Below are 18,050 nucleotides of genomic sequence, written 5' to 3' on the forward strand. Positions count from 1 at the left end.
TTTTATCCCTGTTAAATAGCTTTTCGTCTCACCGCTGCCAGCACCGCGACCACAGCGAAGAGCACCGCCGCAGCCTGCATCGCCACCACCCCGCGCCGGGTGCGGAACTCCAAGAGGGCGAACTTGCGCTGGTCGTCGATGCTTACCTCCACCCCCTGCACCGCGACCTTCTGCCCCAGGCGGGCGCTGCCATCGAAGAGGCCCAGCTTGCCGCGTCGCACCGCCAGGCGGAAGAGGTCTTTGTCCTCACCTTTAGACTTGTCACGGCTCAAAAGAAACTGGTACGGCAGCGTGTCGAACCCGAAGACCTGCTCCCCCTGGGCCAGATCGACCTTCACGTAGGAGCGCTCCAGTTCGCCTTTCTCTTTGCTGCTCACAACAATAAGCGGCGCCAGGGCAGAGCCCTTAAAGCGGATCTCGCTGGAGCCAAGAGCGCGCCAGTTGGTGTCTATCTCGGTCCCCACACCCTTCTGCACAATCACGGCCCGCCCCTTCTTGCCGTCGGGCTCGACGCGGGTCAGCGTGAAGGGAGCCTGGGGAAACGGCGCCAGTCCCCCTTTGTGGCCGGAGCTGAAGGAGGATGGGAACGGCTCGTAGCTCTCCCCTTCCGCAAGGCTCAGCGCGCCTTCGAAGTGGAACAGGTAGGCGTAGGTTGTGGTCACGAGCAGCAGCAGCGCGGCCAGGCAGAGGCAAAGCTGCACGCGGGAGCGCTGCAGCAGCGAGGTAACCAGCGTGGCCAGCAGTCCCAGCGCGAGGAGCACTCCCCAGAACCGGACCACGGTCAGGTCGAGCAACGGCCACCCCGGTTTAACAGCGCCGGCGGCAACAAGAACCAGGGACCACAGCAGCAAGGACAGGGCGAGTCCGAGGGTAAACAAGGGGATGATCTTTTTGATCTGCACGCTAGGCACCCGTTTTCACCCCTTTACCGGATTCCCGCACCGGTTCGGATTTCTGCACCAGCCATCGACCGCCCTGCTGCAGCAGACGGTAGCGCATCAGCGACTCGGTGCCGTGGACCTGCCCGACGTCCTTATAGGTTTTGCCGTCCTTGTACTGGTAGTTCCATTCTTCCTTGACCAGCACCGTGGCGCTGAGCGGCCCGTCCTGCTGCACGCTGCGGAAGTCCAGCGAGGCGATGTCGTACACCAGCACCTGTCCGCCCACCCAGAGCGAACCGGAGTCGGTGACCAGGCTGTGGCGCATGCCGACAGTGGCGGGCACGGCGCCGATGCCGCGTTTGTCCCCCTGGGAGGCGTAGATGTCCATGAAGCGGTTGTTGAACTCGGTCACCGCCGCCTTGATCCGCTCGCTCTCGTCGAGCGCAGGAACGGCTTTGCCCAGGAGATAGCGGATGTAAGCGCCGTCACCGGAGGCGAAGGCAACCAGGGGCAACAGGGCCAGCGGCAGCAGCAGAGCCAGCAGGTATGTCTTGTCAGATCCTTTGAACAGGATGTCCTCCGGGAAATTAAACTCTGGGCGGATCAATGGTCATTAAAGATACCGTAGCAGAACCAAAAAGATCAAGTTTGTATTCCGAAACGGTGCAAAGAAAAACAGTGCAGGGTCTGCGCGCCGCCTACTGCCGGTCGCGCTCCCTGCACTGTTTTTAGGTGCGGCTATGTTGCTGCGGTGTTACTGCAGCGGTCTTGCGTAGTTCGGGGTGCCCATCCTGCCGGTGCCTGCGGAGCCGTCGTGCTTGTTGCAGGCGCCGCCCCAGGTCGAGGAAGCGGTGTAGCAGGTCGGTGCCGTGGTGGTGGACCAGTTGGCGTCCGAGATGTTGAGACCGAGCTCTGCGCCGTAGATGAAACGATAGCTCTTCGTTGCCCCCTGGGTCAGGGTGGTGATGGAGCGGTTGTTACCGTGGATGCCGCCGATGTTGTTGACACCACCGCCCATGTGGCAGTTGAAGCAGACGATGCCGTGATCGTTGTAGGTGCCCGCACCCCAAGGGACGTTGTCGAAGCTGCTGTGCTCGATACGGGCCTTGCCGGTCACGGTCACGTTGCTGTAGTTGTACACGGTGCTCAAGTGGCAACGGTAGCAGACGAAGGTGGCGCTGCCGTCGTTGGTGTTGGTGGCCGCCGCATCGGCGCCGTTTTTGTCCTGCAGCATCCGGGTGGCGTTCCTGGCGCCATGGGCGTTGCTCTCGTTCAGGTGACAGTCGGAGCAGTGCAGGCCGGTACTCCAGGTCATGGCGACGCCATCCTTCGAGGTGCCGGTCCAGCCGCCGCGGGAAGCATAAGTCGACGCGTAGGCCGCGGTGTAGCGCTTGGTGTAGATGTTCAGGTTATGATGGCTGGCGTAGGCGCTCCCCACCGCGTTGCCGGAGTTGAACTGCGACTTTACGTTGAGCGGCGTGCCGCCGTCCAGCGGGTTGAACGGTGTGAGCTTTCTTGCCAGCGCCGTGCCGGTGGTGATGCCGGTACCGGCGGTGTCGACGGTGATGGTGTTGGCGCCGTCGGCATCATGGCAGTTGACGCAGAAGCGGTCCATGTTGTCGCGGTCGGCGGAGGTGATGGTGGTGCCGCCGGCGCGGCGTCCCGGCCAGGACCAGTAGTTGGTACCTGCAGCACCCGGGTTGCCCTGGCTGTCGACGTTCCTTAAAAGGACCGGTGCGCCGCTGGTGCCGTGGAGGCTCACCTGCTTTACCGAGGTCTCGGTGGAAGTGGTGTCGCCCTCGGCGTGGCAGACGATGCAGTCCACGTTCTTGACGGTGGTGTTCTTGATGTGCCTGGACGGGCGTACGAAGTCGTCGCCGGTGGCGCCGAGCGTCGCGCCGACGATCTGCTGACGCACGCCGCGCGGGGCGTTGTGGCAGCCAAGGCAGCTACCGCCCATCCCTTTGAAGCCTGCGGCGTGGGAGTGGCACTGGGTGCAGTTCACCGTGCCGTTGTGGCCGGCGGTGGTGTTGTTGTACTTGTGAACCGAAGTCTGGCTGTGGCAGACCTCGCAGATGCGGTTCGATGTGGCATGGACCGTGTCGCTGCCAAGGTCGGTGGCCGGGTTGGTCAGCGCAACGGAGACCGAGGCGGTATTCGAGGAGCCCCAGTTGGTGCCGTCGCCGGTGGAGACGGAGGTGGCCACCCGCATGATGTTGGTCGTGCTCATGTTGTGGCAGGTGGTGCAGGAGAAGGCGCCGTACTTCTTGCCAGGCTCGCCCCAGCCGCCGTTCGCGCTCCACTTGGTGGAGCCGGTGTTGGTGCTGTTATGCAGCATGTTGTTGTTGGACCACGCCGTTCTGGCGGGGGTATACGGCCCGACAGCCACCCCGGTCGCGGAGTAGTTGCCATGCGAGTCTTTAGCGAAGATCTTGTAGTAGTAAACCGTACCGTTCGCCAAGGGGGAGTCCGTGAAGCTGGCCAGACTCCCTGAGTAGGCAACGGTGCTGGAACCGATGACATTTCCATCCAGGTAGGTGGCACCTTCGACAGGGGTATCGGTAACGGCGCTGCCGGCGCGGCGCAGCACGACGATGCCGGCGAAGTCGCTGTCGGCGGGGTTGGTCCAGTACAGCGAGTTCGAGGCGATCCCGGCAGCGCCGCCTGCGGCGGTGACGTTGGCCGGGGACAGGTTGTCGATGGTGACGGTGGCCGAGACCGAGTCGCTGTACGCCTTCGGGTTGGACGAGGTGATGGCGGTCACGGTGCCGGTGACGGCGTAGCTGGCGCCCGGGGGTACCGGCATGGCCGTCGGCGCCTTGGCGTCGATCACGAGGATGTACTGGGTCGGGGTCGTGGTCACCGTGATCGGGGTGGTCAGGGTGATGGCCACGGTGTTGGATGCCGGGTTGGCGCTGCCGTAGATGGTGGTGCCGGTGTCATCGGTGACTTTCAGCGAGGCGATGCCGGCCCAGGTACCGTTGGCGAGCGTCACCGTGATGCCGGTGACCGAATCGGTACCGGCCTGGGTCGCGAGGGTAAAGGCATCGAGGTCCATCTCGATGGTGCCAGGCGCGATGGTTATGTTGGTTTCGCCGGTGCCCTGGCCTACCGTGGTGGTGGCCGCAGCGGTGGTGAAGCTCCAGGTGGTGCTGTAGGCGGTGGTGTTGCCCGCGGCGTCCTTCGCCTTCACGTGCCAGTAATAGGTGGTGCTGATGGCGAGGGTCGGTGCGAAGGTCGTCCCGGTCTGCCAGGCACTCTGCTGTACCCCGGTGGTGAAGCCGGAGTTGGTGGCGATCTCGAAGAAGTACTGCACCGCACCACCGGGGTTGGCGTCGGTTGCGGCGGTCGCGGTGAGCGACGATGTCGTGGCTACGCCGGTGGCGGCGTTGGCCGGGGTCGAGTTGGCAAGTCCTGCCGGCGCCACGGTATCGACGTACACGCTTACGCTGGACGGAGTCGGATCCGCGTTGGAGGCGTTATCCAGTGCCCGCGCCAGGACGGTGTGCGCCACGTAGTCCTCGGCCGGAAGGGTCCAGGAGTAGGACCAGGTGCCGGTGCCGGTGGCGGTGTTCCAGGAGGTGCCGTTGTTGGTGGAAACCTGCACCGAGCCGAGCGCGTTGGTGCCGGCGGTCGCGGTACCGCTGATGGTCGCGGGCGAGATGGAGAACACGGTGCCCGCCAAGGGTGCGGAGAGCACAGTCTCAGGAGCAACCACACCGGAGGTGAAGCTCGAGGTGGTGGTGTAGGCGGTGGTGTTGCCCGCGGCGTCCTTCGCCTTCACGTGCCAGTAGTAGGTGGTGCCCGGCGCGAGGGTCGGGGTCCAGGAGGTGCCGGTCTGCCAAACGCTCTGCTGTACGCCGGTGGTGAAACCGGAGTTGGTGGCGAGCTCGAAGAAATACTGCACGGCGGCCGAGGTGTTGGCGTCGGTCGCGGTGGTCGAGGTCAGCGCGGAGCCGATGGCCACGTTGGTGGCCAGGTTGGCCGGGGTCGAGTTGGCAAGCCCGGCGGGCACCACGTTGTCCACCCGGACGAGCACCTGTGCCGGGGTCGCGTCGGCATACCCCAGGCTGTCCATTGCCTTGGCGAGGATGGTGTGCGCCACGTAGTCTTCGCTGGCCGGTGCCCAGGAGAAGCTCCAGGTGCCGGTGCCGGTGGCGGCGGCCCAGGTGGTGCCGTTGTTGGTGGAGACCTGTACCGAGGCGAGCGGGTTGCCGCCTGCGGTCGCGGTGCCGGTGATGGAGTATCCGGCGGTGATCACGGCGTTGGCTGCCGGCGCGGTGATGGCGGTCTCCGGAAGCGCGATGGTCGACGGGGATGCGGCGGTGGTGACGCCGGCCGAGAGGTTGCCGACCTCGTCCAGGGCGCAGACGCGGTAGTAATAGGTGGTGCCGTTGGTGACGGCGGTATCGAAGTAGCTGGTGCCGTTGCCGGTATAGAGCGCGGCGGAGGAGCAGTCGGCGGGGGAGGACACGGCGGACTTGACCAGCTTGTAGCTGTTGACCGGGTCGAGGCCTGCGCCGGAATCGGTGGCGGCAGTCCAGCTCACGCTGACGTAGCCGTCGCCGGAGGAGGCGCTCACGGTGCCGTCGGTCGGAGCGGTGGTGTCGACGCCGAAATCGAGGCCGGTGGCCACGGTGAAGTCCGGGGTGCCGGTGAAGGCGGTCCAGGCGCTGGCAGCGGACTTGCTGTCCTTCGCCCTCACCCTCCAGTCGTAGGAGCCGTCGGCGATGCCGCCGCAGGTTGCTTTGGCGGTGGCGGGGCCGGTGACGTAGGGGCTCGCGCAGTCTGCGATGCCGTCGTTGTTCAGGTCGACCTCAAGGAGGACCGGATCGGAGTTGCCGCCGTCGATGGTGGCGCCGATGACCACGACGTTGGTGGAAGCCGCGCCGCCGGAGGCGATGGCGGTGGTGCCGTCGGCCTGGTACTGCGCCAGGGCGGTCGGGGCTGCCGGGGTTGCGTTGGTCAGCGAGACCGTGAAGTCGGGGTCAGTGCCGCCGAAGTCCACCCAGGCGCTGTTGAGCGTACCGTCGCTGGTGCGTGCGCGCCATTTGTAGGAGAGCCCGTCGGAAAGCCCGGTGCAGGTGGCGGTGGCCACGGAACCGCTGGCGACCGAGGTGGAGGAGCAGTTGGCGACGCCTGCAAAGGTGTTGCCGTTGGTGATCATCTCAACCTGGAGCGTCACGTTGTCGTTGTTGGCATCAGTCACGGTGGACTTGACGACCACGGAGGCGCTGGTCGCGGTCCCGGCCTGAACGATGGCGGTGCTGCCGTCGGCCTGGTACTGGGTTGCGGACGGTGCGTTAGGCGCGGTCGGTCCGATGGTGCTGAAGCTCCAGGTCGTGGTGTAGGCGCTGGTGTTGCCCGCGGCATCCTTGGCCCGGACATGCCAGTAGTAGGTGGTGGCGCCGGTAAGCGTCGGTGCGAACGTCTTGGTGGTCTGCCAGCCGCTCTGCTGCACGCCGGTGGTGAAGCCGCTGTCCGTGGCGAGTTCGAAGAAGTACTGTACGGCCGAGCTCGTGTTGGCGTCGGTTGCGGTCCCCGAGGTGAGGGTCGTCGCCAGGGCCTGGTTGGTGGCGAGGTTCGCCGGGGCGGAGTTGGCGAGGCCTGCCGGGGCGACGTTGTCGACGATCACCGTTACCGAAGCCGGGGTGGTGTCCTCGTTGGCTGCGTTGTCAACGCCCTTGGCGAGGATGGTATGGGTAACGTAGTCTTCGCTCGGGAGGGTCCAGGAGTAGGACCAGGAAGCGGTGCCGGTGGCAGCGGTCCAGGTGGAACCGTTGTTTGTGGAAACCTGAACCGAGCCGAGCGGGTTGGTGCCGGTGGTCGCGGTACCGGTGATGGCCACCGGTGTGGTGGTCAGCACGGTCGCGGCCAGCGGTGCGCTGATGGCAGTATCCGGACGCACGATCGGCGTGGCCGTCGTGTAGTTGAACGCGTAGGAGCTGCTCATGGCGTTGCCGTTCAGGTCGGTGATGCCGGTGCCGGCGGTTACCATGTACGAGGTGGAGCCCGCCTGGCCGGTCGGGGTGAAGACGGCCTGGCTCCCCGAGCAGCTGGTCTTGGTCCAGGTGACGGCAGGCGAAATGGTGACGCTGCTGGTGGTCACCGTGGCGCAGTTCACGCTTTCGCTGAAGTTCAGGGTGACCGTGTTATCGGGGGTGATGCCGGTGGCGCCGGTGGTCGGGACCGTGCTGGTCACCGTCGGGCGCACCGTGTCGACGAGAACCGTGACCGGAGTCGCGTAGACTGCGGAGACATTGCCGGCTGCATCCTTGGCCCACGGGTAGAGGGTGTAGCTGCCATCGGCCGCGACCGTGTAGCTGGCCGGTGCGCTGGCGAGCCATCCTGCATCGCCGGAAGCCGGAGGGGTGGCGCTCGTAGTGATCATATAGCCGGTGACGCCGGTGTTGTCGGTAGCCGCGAAACCGGAAACCGGGATGGTCCAACTGGTGCTCGGCGTGGTGGCCGCGAACCCGGCCGACACAACCGGCTTGGTGGTGTCGGCGCCCCCGGCGACGGTTACGGTGATGGCCTGTTCGATGTGAGATTTCGCGGAGTCGTGGCCGACGCCCATGACGACGACCGTATAGGTACCGGCTGCGGTCCCTGCCGGAACGGTCACGATGGCGTCGGTACCCATGGTATCGGCGATGCCGTCGAGGTCGAGGCCGGCGGCACCGGTATCGTAGGCTGCGTTCCTGGTTCCGGTGTCCCAGGCGGTACCGTTGTAGTTGATGGTGTAACCGACCGGACTGCTCGGGGACTCGGTGGCGGTGCTGTAGCTGTTGGCCGTGGCCCATCCTGCCGCGACGCCGTCGGCCGCATCCCAGACGCTGTTCCACCCGGGGATCGCCGGTGCGTTGACGGTACCCTTGGCAAGTGTCCACCCGGTCGGGAGGTTGATCTCTACGCCGACGCCGACCTGCCCCCCCGCAGCGTTGGTCACGTTGGTGACTTTCCAGTCGACCTCGAAGCTACCGCCGGCCGCAACGGTCACCGAAGTGCCCACCACGCCGTTGATGGCCGTGGTGATGGTGGCGTTCGGGTCGGTGAGTACGTGGCAGCCCGAGCCGGAGCAGGAGCCGTACTTGGTCGGCCATGCGCTCGCATCGTTGGGCATGAAGTAGGTGGTGAGCCCGACGCACGTAACCAGCAATGTCATCAAAAGCGTGCCGAGCAGGTTCATGCGGGTACGCCCACTCATGTTGCGCAAAAGTGCGAATGCTGTTGCTGCTTCGGGAGTTGCCTGAGTTCTCGACTCTCTCATTGTTCTCCTCAGATCCTTCATCGAGCGCTCCTATTAGTATTGCGTCCAGCTGCCGGACAAGCCCTTGCTGTCGGTGGCGCGGGCCTGCCATTTGAAACGCCCGTTGGCGATGCCGCTGCAGGTTGTGGCCGCGGTGGTGCCGCTGGTTACCAGGGTGCTGCTGCAGGTCGGGGTTCCGGTGAAGGCGGCCCCCACGTCGGCGAGCTCGATGTCCAGCTTAACGGTGTCGCTGTCGGGGTCGGTGACGGTCCCCTTGAAGATCAGCGTGGTCAGGTTGGTGTAAAGCCCCCTGGTAAGGAGCGTGGTGCCATCGCTTTTGTACTGGGCCAGCGACGCCGGCGTGCCCGGTGCGTTGTTGGGCGCCGGAGCGGAGGTGGTGTAGCTGAAGGGGTAGCTGGCGGCCAGGGTATTGCCGGCGGTATCAGCCACCGCCGCACCCACCGTCACCGTGTAGCTGGTGGAGTTGGCCTGCCCGGACGGGGTGAAGACCGCCTGGGTACCGGAGCAGCTGGTCCTGGTCCAGGTCACCGCCGGGGAGATGGTCACCGTGCTGGTGGTCACCGTGGTGCAGTTCACGTTCTCGCTGAAGTTCAGGGTCACCGTCCCGTTCAGGGTGGTGGAGGTGGCGCCGTTCACCGGCACCGTGCTCGATACCGTCGGCTTCACCGTGTCGACCACGACCGCGACCGGAGAGCCGTACACCGCGGAGACGTTGCCGTAGGTGTCCTTGGCCCAGGGGTACAGGGTGAAGCTGCCGTCGGAGGCGACCGTATAGTTGGTCGGAGCGGTGCCGAGCCAGCCCGCGTCGCCCGCGAGAGGCGCAGTGGAGCTGGTGGTGATCATGTAGCCGGTAACGCCGTTGGCGTCGGTCGCCGCGAAACCGGAGACGGTGATGGTGCGGGACAGCGACGGCGTGGTGGCGGCAAAGCCCGCGGTAACCACAGGCTTGGTCGAGTCGACGAAGACCGCTACCGGAGAGCCGTACACCGCGGAGACGTTGCCGGCCGCGTCCTTGGCCCAGGGGTAGAGGGTGTAGCTGCCGTCGGCTGCCACGGTGTAGCTGGTCGGTGCCGTAGCCACCCACCCTGCGTCGCCGGCAAGCGGCGCCGTGGCGCTGGTGGTGATCATGTAACCGGTAACACCGGTGTTGTCGGTCGCGGAGAAGCCGGAAACCGTGATGGTCTTGGAAAGCGACGGCGTGGTGGCGGCAAAGCCTGCCGATACCACCGGCTTGGTGGTATCACCCCCGCCGCCGCTGGTGACGGTGACGGTAATGGCCTGCTCCACGTGGGATTTCGCGGAGTCGTGACCGACGCCCAGCACCACGATGCTGTAAGTGCCTGCGGCCGTGCCGGCCGGAACGGTCACGATGGCGTCGGTACCCATGTTGTCGGCGATACCGTCAAGGTCCTTGCCGGCGGTGGCGTTGTCGTAGGCCGCGTTCCTCGTGCCGGTGTCCCAGGCGGTGGTGTCGAAGTTGATGGTGTAGCCAACCGGGCTGTTCGGAGACTCGGTCGCGGTGCTGTAGGAGTTGGCGGTGGCCCAGCCAGCGGCAACGCCGTCGGCTGCGTCCCAGACCGCGTTCCAGCCGGGGATGGCAGGAGAGTTGGTCGTACCCTTGGCGAGCCCCCAGCCGGTGGGGAGGTTGATCTCGACGCCGACGCCGACCTGGCCGCCTGCGGCGTTGGTCACGTTGGTGACCTTCCAGTCCACCTCGAAGGTGCCGCCGGCTGCGACGGTCACCGAGGTCCCCACCACGCCGTTGATGGCGGTGGTGATGGTCGCGTTCGGGTCGGTGAGCACGTGGCAGCCCGAGCCGGAGCAGGAGCCGTACTTGGTCGGCCAGGCGTTGGCGCTGGGCATGAAGTAAGAAGTGACACAGAACCCGGAGAACAGCAGGATCATAACGAGCGCCGCCACGAGGTTCATGCGCACGCGACCGCTCTCGTCACTGAAGCCCCAGACGCCAGACGCGCGGCCGTGGTCCCCCTCCGGCTTTCCCGGTTCCGGACGCTCCTCCGAGTGGATTCCTGCATCTAATACAGCTTTTTTCATAGTGACCTCTTCCCCGTCATTATTGCCGCTTTGTATCGAAATTCGGTGCTGCCTCAACTTCCTCCCGGGCCTGGCCCGGGAGGAGTCATGGTTACAGGTTGGTATGGCACATGGTGCAGTCCTGTGCCCCGCCGAAGTCGTTCACCCAGTGTACGGACACACCGTTGTGGCAGGAGATGTTGGAGCAGCTCCCTGCCGAGTAGGTGCTGACGGTCAGGTAGTTCTTCGACGTGTCGTAGGAGGAAGCACCCTGCTTGTAGGTGCGGGTCTTGTTCCAGCCCCCAAGGCCGCCGGTGTAGTTCACGAAGTTGGCGTCGGTGACCTGCGCCTTGGACTTGATGTAGGTCGTCGGTGCGAAGGCAACGTCGTTCCTGCCGTTGACGTGGTTGGCCAGGTTGGTGATCCTGGAGGCGCCAAGGGCGTCGGTGTTGTTGCCGGTGGTGTTGCCGTGGCAGGACGCGGTGGAGCAGGAGCTGTTGTACTTGTTCCTGGCCATGTTGACCGTGGTGTAGTGGCAGATGTTGCAGCCGATGGTAGTCGACTGTGCCGGGTCGCCGTGACCGGCGTTCACCCCGACGGCGCCGGCGGCCGGGAGCAGGCCACTCGTGCCGCTGAAGATGTCGTCGTAGTGGATGCCGACCTTGTGGGCCAGGTGCGAGTCGGTGCTCGGGGCGTTCTCGTGGCAGCCCGAGCAGCGGGTGGCCGCGGTGTAGGTCTGGTTCCACTGCGGCGTGGTGGTGTTCTCGTGGCAGTAGACGTTGGAGCAGGAGACCGTACCGGTACCGGTGCTGCCGATCAGGCCCGCAGCGCTGTTCTTCTTCCTCAGCGTGCCGGCGTTGGTGACGGTGTTCAGCTCCACCTCGACGCTGCCGTTCATGTGGTTCGCGAGGACCACCGGGTGGCAGTTGGCGCAGCCGAAACCGTAGGCCTTCCAGGTGACGCCGTCGGTGTCGGAACCGGCGGAGACGTTAGCCGTGTAGTTGTAGAACGGCAGGGTGCCCCATGCGGTGCCGACGTGGCGGGTGTGCGCGCCGGAGAGGGTGGCGTGGCACCCTTTGCAGTCAAGTGTTGCGCCCCAGACCGCGTTGGTGGCGCTGTAGCCGGTGCCGCTGTGGCAGGAGACGTTGGTGCAGGTCTTGCTCCCCGGGTAACCGAAGCTTGCGGTCCCGCCCGCCACAACGTCGGCCACTTTGTTGGTGTGGCTGCCGATGATCTGGGTGCCGGTGGCGTCGACGGTGGCGCTGTGGCACAGGACACAGGTAGTGGCGCCGGCCGCCTTCACGTGTTTCTGGTGCGAGTTGGCGCTTGCCGAACCGGCGGCGCCGCTTACGTAGTTAGGCTCGCCGGCGACCGAGTTGAAGGCGACGCCTGCGGTCGGGGTGACCTGCGCGCCGTGGCAGCCGTTGCAGCCGAGGGCCGCGCCGCTCCAGGAGGGGTTGGCCGGCTCGACGGTGGCCACCATGCCGGTCTGCCCCTTCTTGCCGGAGGTGTGGCAGTAGGTGGCGGAGCAGGTGCCGGAGACGTAGGTGCTGCTCTTGCCGGCTTTGACGCCGGAGTAGTCGACGAACGCGTTGCCGTGCTTTACGGTGTCGGATACGGCGCTGTCGCTGGAGACCGTCTTCGCGTGGCAGTCGACGCAGCCGTAGTTGCCGCCGCCGCTCGCGTTGTTGATGTGGGCGGTGTGCTTGCCGGTCACGAGGACGTTGGTGACCAGGGCTGCCGGGCCGCCGTGGCAGCCGTTGCAGTTAAGGGTCGCACCCCATTGTGCGCTCGGCACGCCGGCCACGATGCCGTTACCGCTGTGGCAGGAGATGTTGGAGCAGGTCTTGGCAGCCTGCTTGCCGAAGGTCTTGCCGCCGCCGGCGGTGTAGTTGTTGAAGGAGTTGATGTGCTGCCCGCCCGCCACGATGCTGGTGCCGTTGGTGGTGGTCTTGGAGTGGCAGTAGACGCAGGTGGCGGCCCCGCTTGCTCCCACGTGCTTCCTGTGGGAGTTGGCGGCCTCGGAACCGGCGGCGCCGGAGGTGTAGTTCGGCTCGCCGGCGACGGAGTTGTACTCGATCCCGACGGTCGGGGTGAGTTGTGCGCCGTGGCAGCCGGCGCAGCCCATGGCCGCGCCGCTCCAGGACGGGGTTGCCGGTTCGATGGTGGCGACCATGCCCGGGAAGCCCTTCTTGCCGGAGGTGTGGCAGTAGGTGGCGGAGCAGGTGCCGCCGCTGTAAGTGGTGCTCCTGCCGGCCTGGGCGCCCGAGTAGTCGAGGAAGGAGTTCAGGTGCTTGGTGGAGTCGGAAACCACCGAGTCGCTGGAAACGGTCTTCGCATGGCAGGCGGCGCAGCCGATGTTGTCGCCGATGACGCCGACCTGGTTGATGTGAGCGGTATGCTTGCCGGTATTGAGAATGTTGCTCCCCAGTGCGGTCGGACCGCCGTGGCAGCCGTTGCAGCCAAGGGTCGCGCCCCATTGTGCGTTGGCCACGCTGGCGACGATGCCGCTACCGGAGTGGCAGGAGATGTTGGAGCAGGTCTTGTTGGCGACCTTGCCGAACTTGCCGTTGTTCGAGGTGTAGTTGTTGAAGCGGTCCAGGTGCTGGTTGCCGGCGATCAGGGTGACGCCGTCCAGCGTGGTCTTGGAGTGGCAGGTGGCGCAGGTGGTGGCGCCCGCCGCACCCACGTGCTTCTGGTGCGAGTTGGCGTTGTTGGACCCGGCTGCACCCGAGACATAGTTCGGCTCGCCCGCGACGGAGTTGAAGGCGACACCCGCGGTCGGGGTGAGTTGCGCGCCGTGGCAGCCGTTGCAGCCCATGGCCGCGCCGCTCCAGGAGGGAACGGAAGGCTCGACGGTGGCCACCATGCCGGCCTGCCCCTTCTTGCCGGAGGTGTGGCAGTAGGTGGCGGAGCAGGTCCCGGCCGAGTAGGTGCTGCTCTTGCCCGCCTTGGCGCCGGAGTAGTCGGCGAAGGCGTTCAGGTGCTTGGTGGCGTCGGAAACGACCGAGTCGCTGGAAACGGTCTTGGAGTGGCAGTCGACACAGCCCAGGTTGGTACCGAGGACGCCGGCCTGGTTCACGTGGGCAGCGTGCTTGCCGGTGTTGAGGATGTTGCTCCCCAGGGCGGTCGGGCCGCCGTGGCAGCCGTTGCAGCCAAGGGTTGCACCCCACTGCGCGTTGCCCACGTTGGCCACGATGCCGTTGCCGGAGTGGCAGGAGATGTTGGAGCAGGTCTTGTTGACGACCTTGCCGAAGGTCTTGCCGCCACCCGCGGTGTAGTTGTTGAAGCGGTCGAGGTGCTGCCCGCCGGCCACGATGCTGGTGCCGTTGGTCGTGGTCTTGGAGTGGCAGTAGGAGCAGGTGGTTGCGCCAGCGCTACCCACGTGCTTCTGGTGCGAGTTCGCGTTGCCGGAACCGGCGGTGCCGGAAACGTAGTTCGGCTCGCCGGCGACGGAGTTGAAGGCGATGCCTGCGGTCGGGGTGAGCTGCGCGCCGTGGCAGCCGTTGCAGCCCATGGCCGCGCCGCTCCAGGACGGGTTGGCCGGCTCGACGGTGGCCACCATGCCGGAGACGCCTTTCTTGCCGGAGGTGTGGCAGTAGGTGGAGGAGCAGGTGCCGGAGACGTAGGTGGTGCTCTTGCCGGCTTTGGCGCCCGAGTAGTCGAGGAAGGCGTTCAGGTGCTTGGTGGAGTCGGAGACCACCGAGTCGCTGGATACGGTCTTGGCGTGGCACTCGGCGCAGCCCATGTTGTCGCCGATCACGCCGGCCTGGTTCACGTGCTGGGTGTGCTTGCCGGTGTTGAGGATGTTGCTCCCCAGCGCCAGCGGGCCGCCGTGGCAGCCGTTACAGTTGAGGGTTGCACCCCACTGGGCGTTGGCCACGTTGGCGACGATGCCGTTGCCGGAGTGGCAGGTGATGTTGGAGCAGCTCTTGGCGGTGACCCTGCCGAACTTGCCGTTGTCCGAGGTGTAGTTGATGAAGCGGTCGGCGTGCTGACCACCGGCAACCAGCGTGGTGCCGTTGGTGGTGGTCTTCGAGTGGCAGGTGGCGCAGGTGGAAGCACCTGCCGCGCCCACGTGCTTCTGGTGCGAGTTGGCGTTGTTGGAACCGGCAGCGCCGGAGACGTAGTTCGGCTCGCCTGCAACCGCGTTGAAGGCGACGCCGGCGGTCGGGGTGAGCTGTGCACCGTGGCAGCCGTTGCAGCCCATGGCCGCTCCGCTCCAGGAGGGGTTGCCCGGCTCGACGGTGGCCACCATGCCGGAGAGCCCCTTCTTGCCCGAGGTGTGGCAGTAGGAGGCGGAGCAGGTGCCGGCGCTGTAGGTGGTGCTTCTGCCGGCCTTGGCGCCGGAGTAGTCGATGAACGAGTTCAGGTGCTTGGTGGCGTCGGAAACGACGGAGTCGCTCGATACCGTTTTCGAGTGGCACTCCGCGCAGCCGTAGTTGCTGCCGAGGACGCCGGCCTGGTTCACGTGCGCGGCGTGCTTGCCGGTGTTGAGGATGTTGCTCCCCAGGGCGGTCGGGCCGCCGTGGCAGCCGTTACAGCCAAGGGTCGCGCCCCACTGGGCGTTGGCCACGTTGGCCACGATGCCGTTGCCGGAGTGGCAGGAGATATCGGAGCAGGTCTTGTTGGCGACCTTGCCGAAGGTCTTGCCGTTGCCCGCGGTGTAGTTGCTGAAGCGGTCCAGGTGCTGGCCGCCTGCCACGATGCTGGTGCCGTTAGCGGTGGTCTTCGAGTGGCAGCTGGAGCAGGTGGTGGCGCCTGCCGCACCGACGTGCTTCTGGTGCGAGTTGGCGTTGCTGGAACCGGCGGCGCCGGAGACGTAGTTCGGCTCGCCGGCCACCGAGTTGAAGGCGACGCCGGCGGTCGGGGTCAGCTGCGCGCCGTGGCAGCCGTTGCAGCCCATGGCCGCGCCGCTCCAGGACGGGTTGCCCGGCTCGACGGTGGCCACCATGCCGGACTGCCCCTTCTTGCCGGAGGTGTGGCAGTAGGTGGAGGAGCAGGTGCCCGATGCGTAGGTGCTGCTCTTGCCCGCCTTGACGCCGGAGTAGTCGACGAAGGCGTTCAGGTGCTTGGTGGAGTCGGAAACGACCGAGTCGCTGGAAACGGTCTTGGCATGGCAGTCGGAGCAGCCCATGTTGTCGCCGATCACGCCGGCCTGGTTCACGTGCTGGGTGTGCTTGCCGCTGCCGATGACGTTGCTCCCCAGTGCCAGCGGGCCGCCGTGGCAGCCGTTGCAGTTCAGCGTGCCGCCCCACTGGGCGTTCCCTACGTTGGCGACGATGCCGTTACCGGAGTGGCAGGAGATGTCGGAGCAGGTCTTGTTGGCCTGCTTGCCGAAGCTTTTGCCGTTGCCCGAGGTGAAGTTGATGAAGCCGTCGATGTGCTGACCGCCGGCGATCAGCGTGGTGCCGGTGGTGGTGGTCTTCGAGTGGCAGTTGGCGCAAGTGGAAGCGCCTGCCGCCGCTACGTGCTTCTGGTGCGAGTTGGCGCTGCCGGAGCCCGCGGCGCCGGAGACGTAGTTCGGCTCGCCGGCAACGGAGTTGAAGGCGACACCCGCGGTCGGGGTCACCTGGGCGCCGTGGCAGCCGTTGCAGACCATGGCCGCACCGCTCCAGGACGGGTTGCCCGGTTCGACGGTCGAGGCCACGCCCGCGACACCCTTCTTGCCCGAGGTGTGGCAGTAGGTGGTGGAGCAGGAACCGCCGGAGTAGTTCTTGCCGGCCTTGGCGCCGGAGTACTCGACGAAGGTGTTGACGTGGTTTGCGGTAACGGCAATTGCGGAGTCGCTCGCTGCGGTTTTCGCATGGCACTCGACGCAGCCGTAGTTGCTCCCCAGGGTCCCGGGGTTGTTGATGTGGGCCTGGTGTTTCCCGGTGCCGATCGGGCTACCGAGGGACGCCGGGCCGCCGTGGCAGCCGTTGCAGCCCAGGGTCGCGTTGCCCCAGGAGGGGGCGGTGGTCACCGTGAAGGGACCGGTCTTGGTGGTGCCGTCGCTATGACAGTAGATGCCCGAGCAAGTTCCAAAGGTGTTGGACTGGCTCGGGAGAAAGTCGTTGGTCGGGCCGGAGTAGCTCCCGCCGTTGTTGGGTGCCGCGTTGAAGCTGACCGCGATGCCGCGGTGGGTCACACTGGTGGCGTGCGCGAAGGGCTTAGCCTCGGCACTATGGTCGGTATGACACTTGAGACAGGAGCCGGTGCCGGTGCCGTAATAGGTGCCGTGCTTGGAGCCGGAAACCGGGTGGCCGGCTGTGGGCGAGGCGCCATGGCAGCTGTTGCAGTCCGCCGGGCTGGCGTACGCCGCGCTGCCCCAGGCCGGGCTGGTGCGCTCGAAGTGGCAGTTCACGTTGGAGCAGGAACCCAGCGGGCTCGGGGGCACCGAGGTCTGGTTCAGGAAGGCGCGGCTGTAGCTGCCCGTCGCGGAACCGTTGATGTTGCCGGAGACCTTGATGTCGTCGGTGCGGTGGCCGGTCTGGTACACGAGTACGCCGGAGCCGTGGCACTTGACGCACGACTGCGCGGTACTGTCGGCATGGCCTGCGTGGTTGCCCTTGAACGCGCCGGTAGCCGGAATGCGCCGTCCGTCGGCCGAATCAAGAGGAGGCATGGTGTGGCAGGCGTCGCACCCGTAATCGTACTGCGGTGCGGCCTCGGCCTTCGTGCCAGCCAGGAGCGCAGCTCCCAGCGTCATCAGCAAAGCTATCACTCGTGGGTTGTACCATCCGAGTCTGCGGTAGCCCCTCATTTGCCACTCCTTTATCTCAAAACAGCTGACCGTATTACATTGCATTTTTACGAACCGGCGGGGGTATCCACTCCCCCGCCGGGCTTTGCATCATGTTTTTTGCTGCCTGGTAAAGCTTCTTCTATCGTTGGCCTGACAGATATGGCAGACCTTTATCCAAGCTGAATCGGCATTCGATCCAGTTAATGTCTCGTCGTTCTTTACCTTTCGGTGCTCCACCGTGCCGACGGGCTCATGTGGCAGGCGATGTTGAAGCAGTTGCCGGTCCTGTTGGCGCCCGGCACGCTGGTCAGCTTGGCGCCGGTGTAGATGGTGAAGCTGTTGGAGAAGCGCAGGCTGCTGTCTACGACCACCGTCACGTTCTCGATGTGATCCTTGATGGGGGTGGTCATTTGGTGTGACATCCCGGCGTTGTGGCACGCCGAACAGTTGGCCCACCCTTCCGCCGGGGTAGCAAACGGCGAAATGTGTGCCGCCACGAGATGCGCGCCGCCGCCGCCCGAGTAGTCCTCGAAGCGCCCGTTGGCCCAGTTGGCGTAGCTGCCGAACGCGGTTGCCGTGTTCTTCGGCGCCGGCGGGTAGCCATGGCAGGAGTCGCAGGCGCCGCCGACCGGCTTGAATGCGCCCCCGACGCCGTTGTGCGGATGGCAGTCCAGGCAGCCCGAGGTGTAATGGCTGGTTTCAGGCACACCGGCGCGGTAGTGGTTGGTCTTGGTGTGGCAGACCTGGCACAGGCCACGGTTGGTGGTGGTTTCCACCAGCGTGTTGACCCGGTCGGTGTAGGCGATGTTGAAGCCCCGGATCTCGCTCCTGATCATGGAGAGGTTCCCGGTGCCGTGCGTGTCGTGGCATTCGCGGCAGGCGATGTCCACGTTGTCCTTGGTGACGTGCGTGCCGAGGTTCAGGATGCGCGCCGGTACCACGGCGGCGTTGTTGTGGCACGAGGCGCACAGCGTGTTGTCGTTGTTCATGAGCAGGCGCTTGCTGTCACCGAGGGTGCCGGTGATGTGGGTCGCGTTCTGGTCGTGGCACACGGTGCACTGGTTGCTCACCGCGAAGCGGCCGTGACCCTTGGTGCCGAAGTAGGGCTTGTACGGCGCCTGGGTGCCGTTGGGGAGCT

The 18,050-nt window shown here is 65.8% G+C and carries 5 protein-coding genes and 1 pseudogene; all 6 read right to left on the reverse strand.

What is annotated here, in order from left to right; genetic code table 11:
• Positions 1 to 11: 11 nt before the first annotated feature.
• Positions 12 to 902, reverse strand: a complete 891-nt coding sequence (locus tag H7687_RS21150) for a hypothetical protein (protein WP_246405051.1) — start codon at positions 900 to 902, stop codon at positions 12 to 14.
• Between the two features lies 1 nt (position 903).
• On the reverse strand, positions 904 to 1,488 hold the full coding sequence (locus H7687_RS21155; protein WP_246405053.1) for a hypothetical protein: 585 nt from the start codon (positions 1,486 to 1,488) through the stop codon (positions 904 to 906).
• Between the two features lie 147 nt (positions 1,489 to 1,635).
• Positions 1,636 to 8,151: an Ig-like domain-containing protein gene (locus H7687_RS21160; RefSeq protein ID WP_246405055.1), complete on the reverse strand. Its 6,516-nt coding sequence runs from the start codon at positions 8,149 to 8,151 to the stop codon at positions 1,636 to 1,638.
• Positions 8,152 to 8,184: 33 nt separating this feature from the next.
• Entirely contained in the window at positions 8,185 to 10,206 is a 2,022-nt protein-coding gene (locus H7687_RS21165) for an Ig-like domain-containing domain (protein WP_183351155.1), read from the reverse strand.
• Between the two features lie 91 nt (positions 10,207 to 10,297).
• Positions 10,298 to 16,876, reverse strand: coding sequence for a CxxxxCH/CxxCH domain c-type cytochrome (locus tag H7687_RS21170; protein WP_246405057.1), 6,579 nt, complete (start codon positions 16,874 to 16,876; stop codon positions 10,298 to 10,300).
• 254 nt (positions 16,877 to 17,130) lie between these two features.
• Positions 17,131 to 18,050: pseudogene (locus H7687_RS21175) on the reverse strand (cytochrome c3 family protein); the annotation flags it as partial.

It is taken from the genome of Geomonas paludis (assembly GCF_014193585.1).
GTDB classification, from domain to species: Bacteria; Desulfobacterota; Desulfuromonadia; order Geobacterales; family Geobacteraceae; genus Geomonas; species Geomonas paludis.

Coding starts and splice junctions, on each gene's coding strand:
- H7687_RS21165 (WP_183351155.1), bottom strand. CDS start 10,206: ATGAAAAAAGCTGTATTAGATGCAGGAATCCACTCGGAGGAGCGTCCG.
- H7687_RS21160 (WP_246405055.1), bottom strand. CDS start 8,151: ATGAGAGAGTCGAGAACTCAGGCAACTCCCGAAGCAGCAACAGCATTC.
- H7687_RS21170 (WP_246405057.1), bottom strand. CDS start 16,876: ATGACGCTGGGAGCTGCGCTCCTGGCTGGCACGAAGGCCGAGGCCGCA.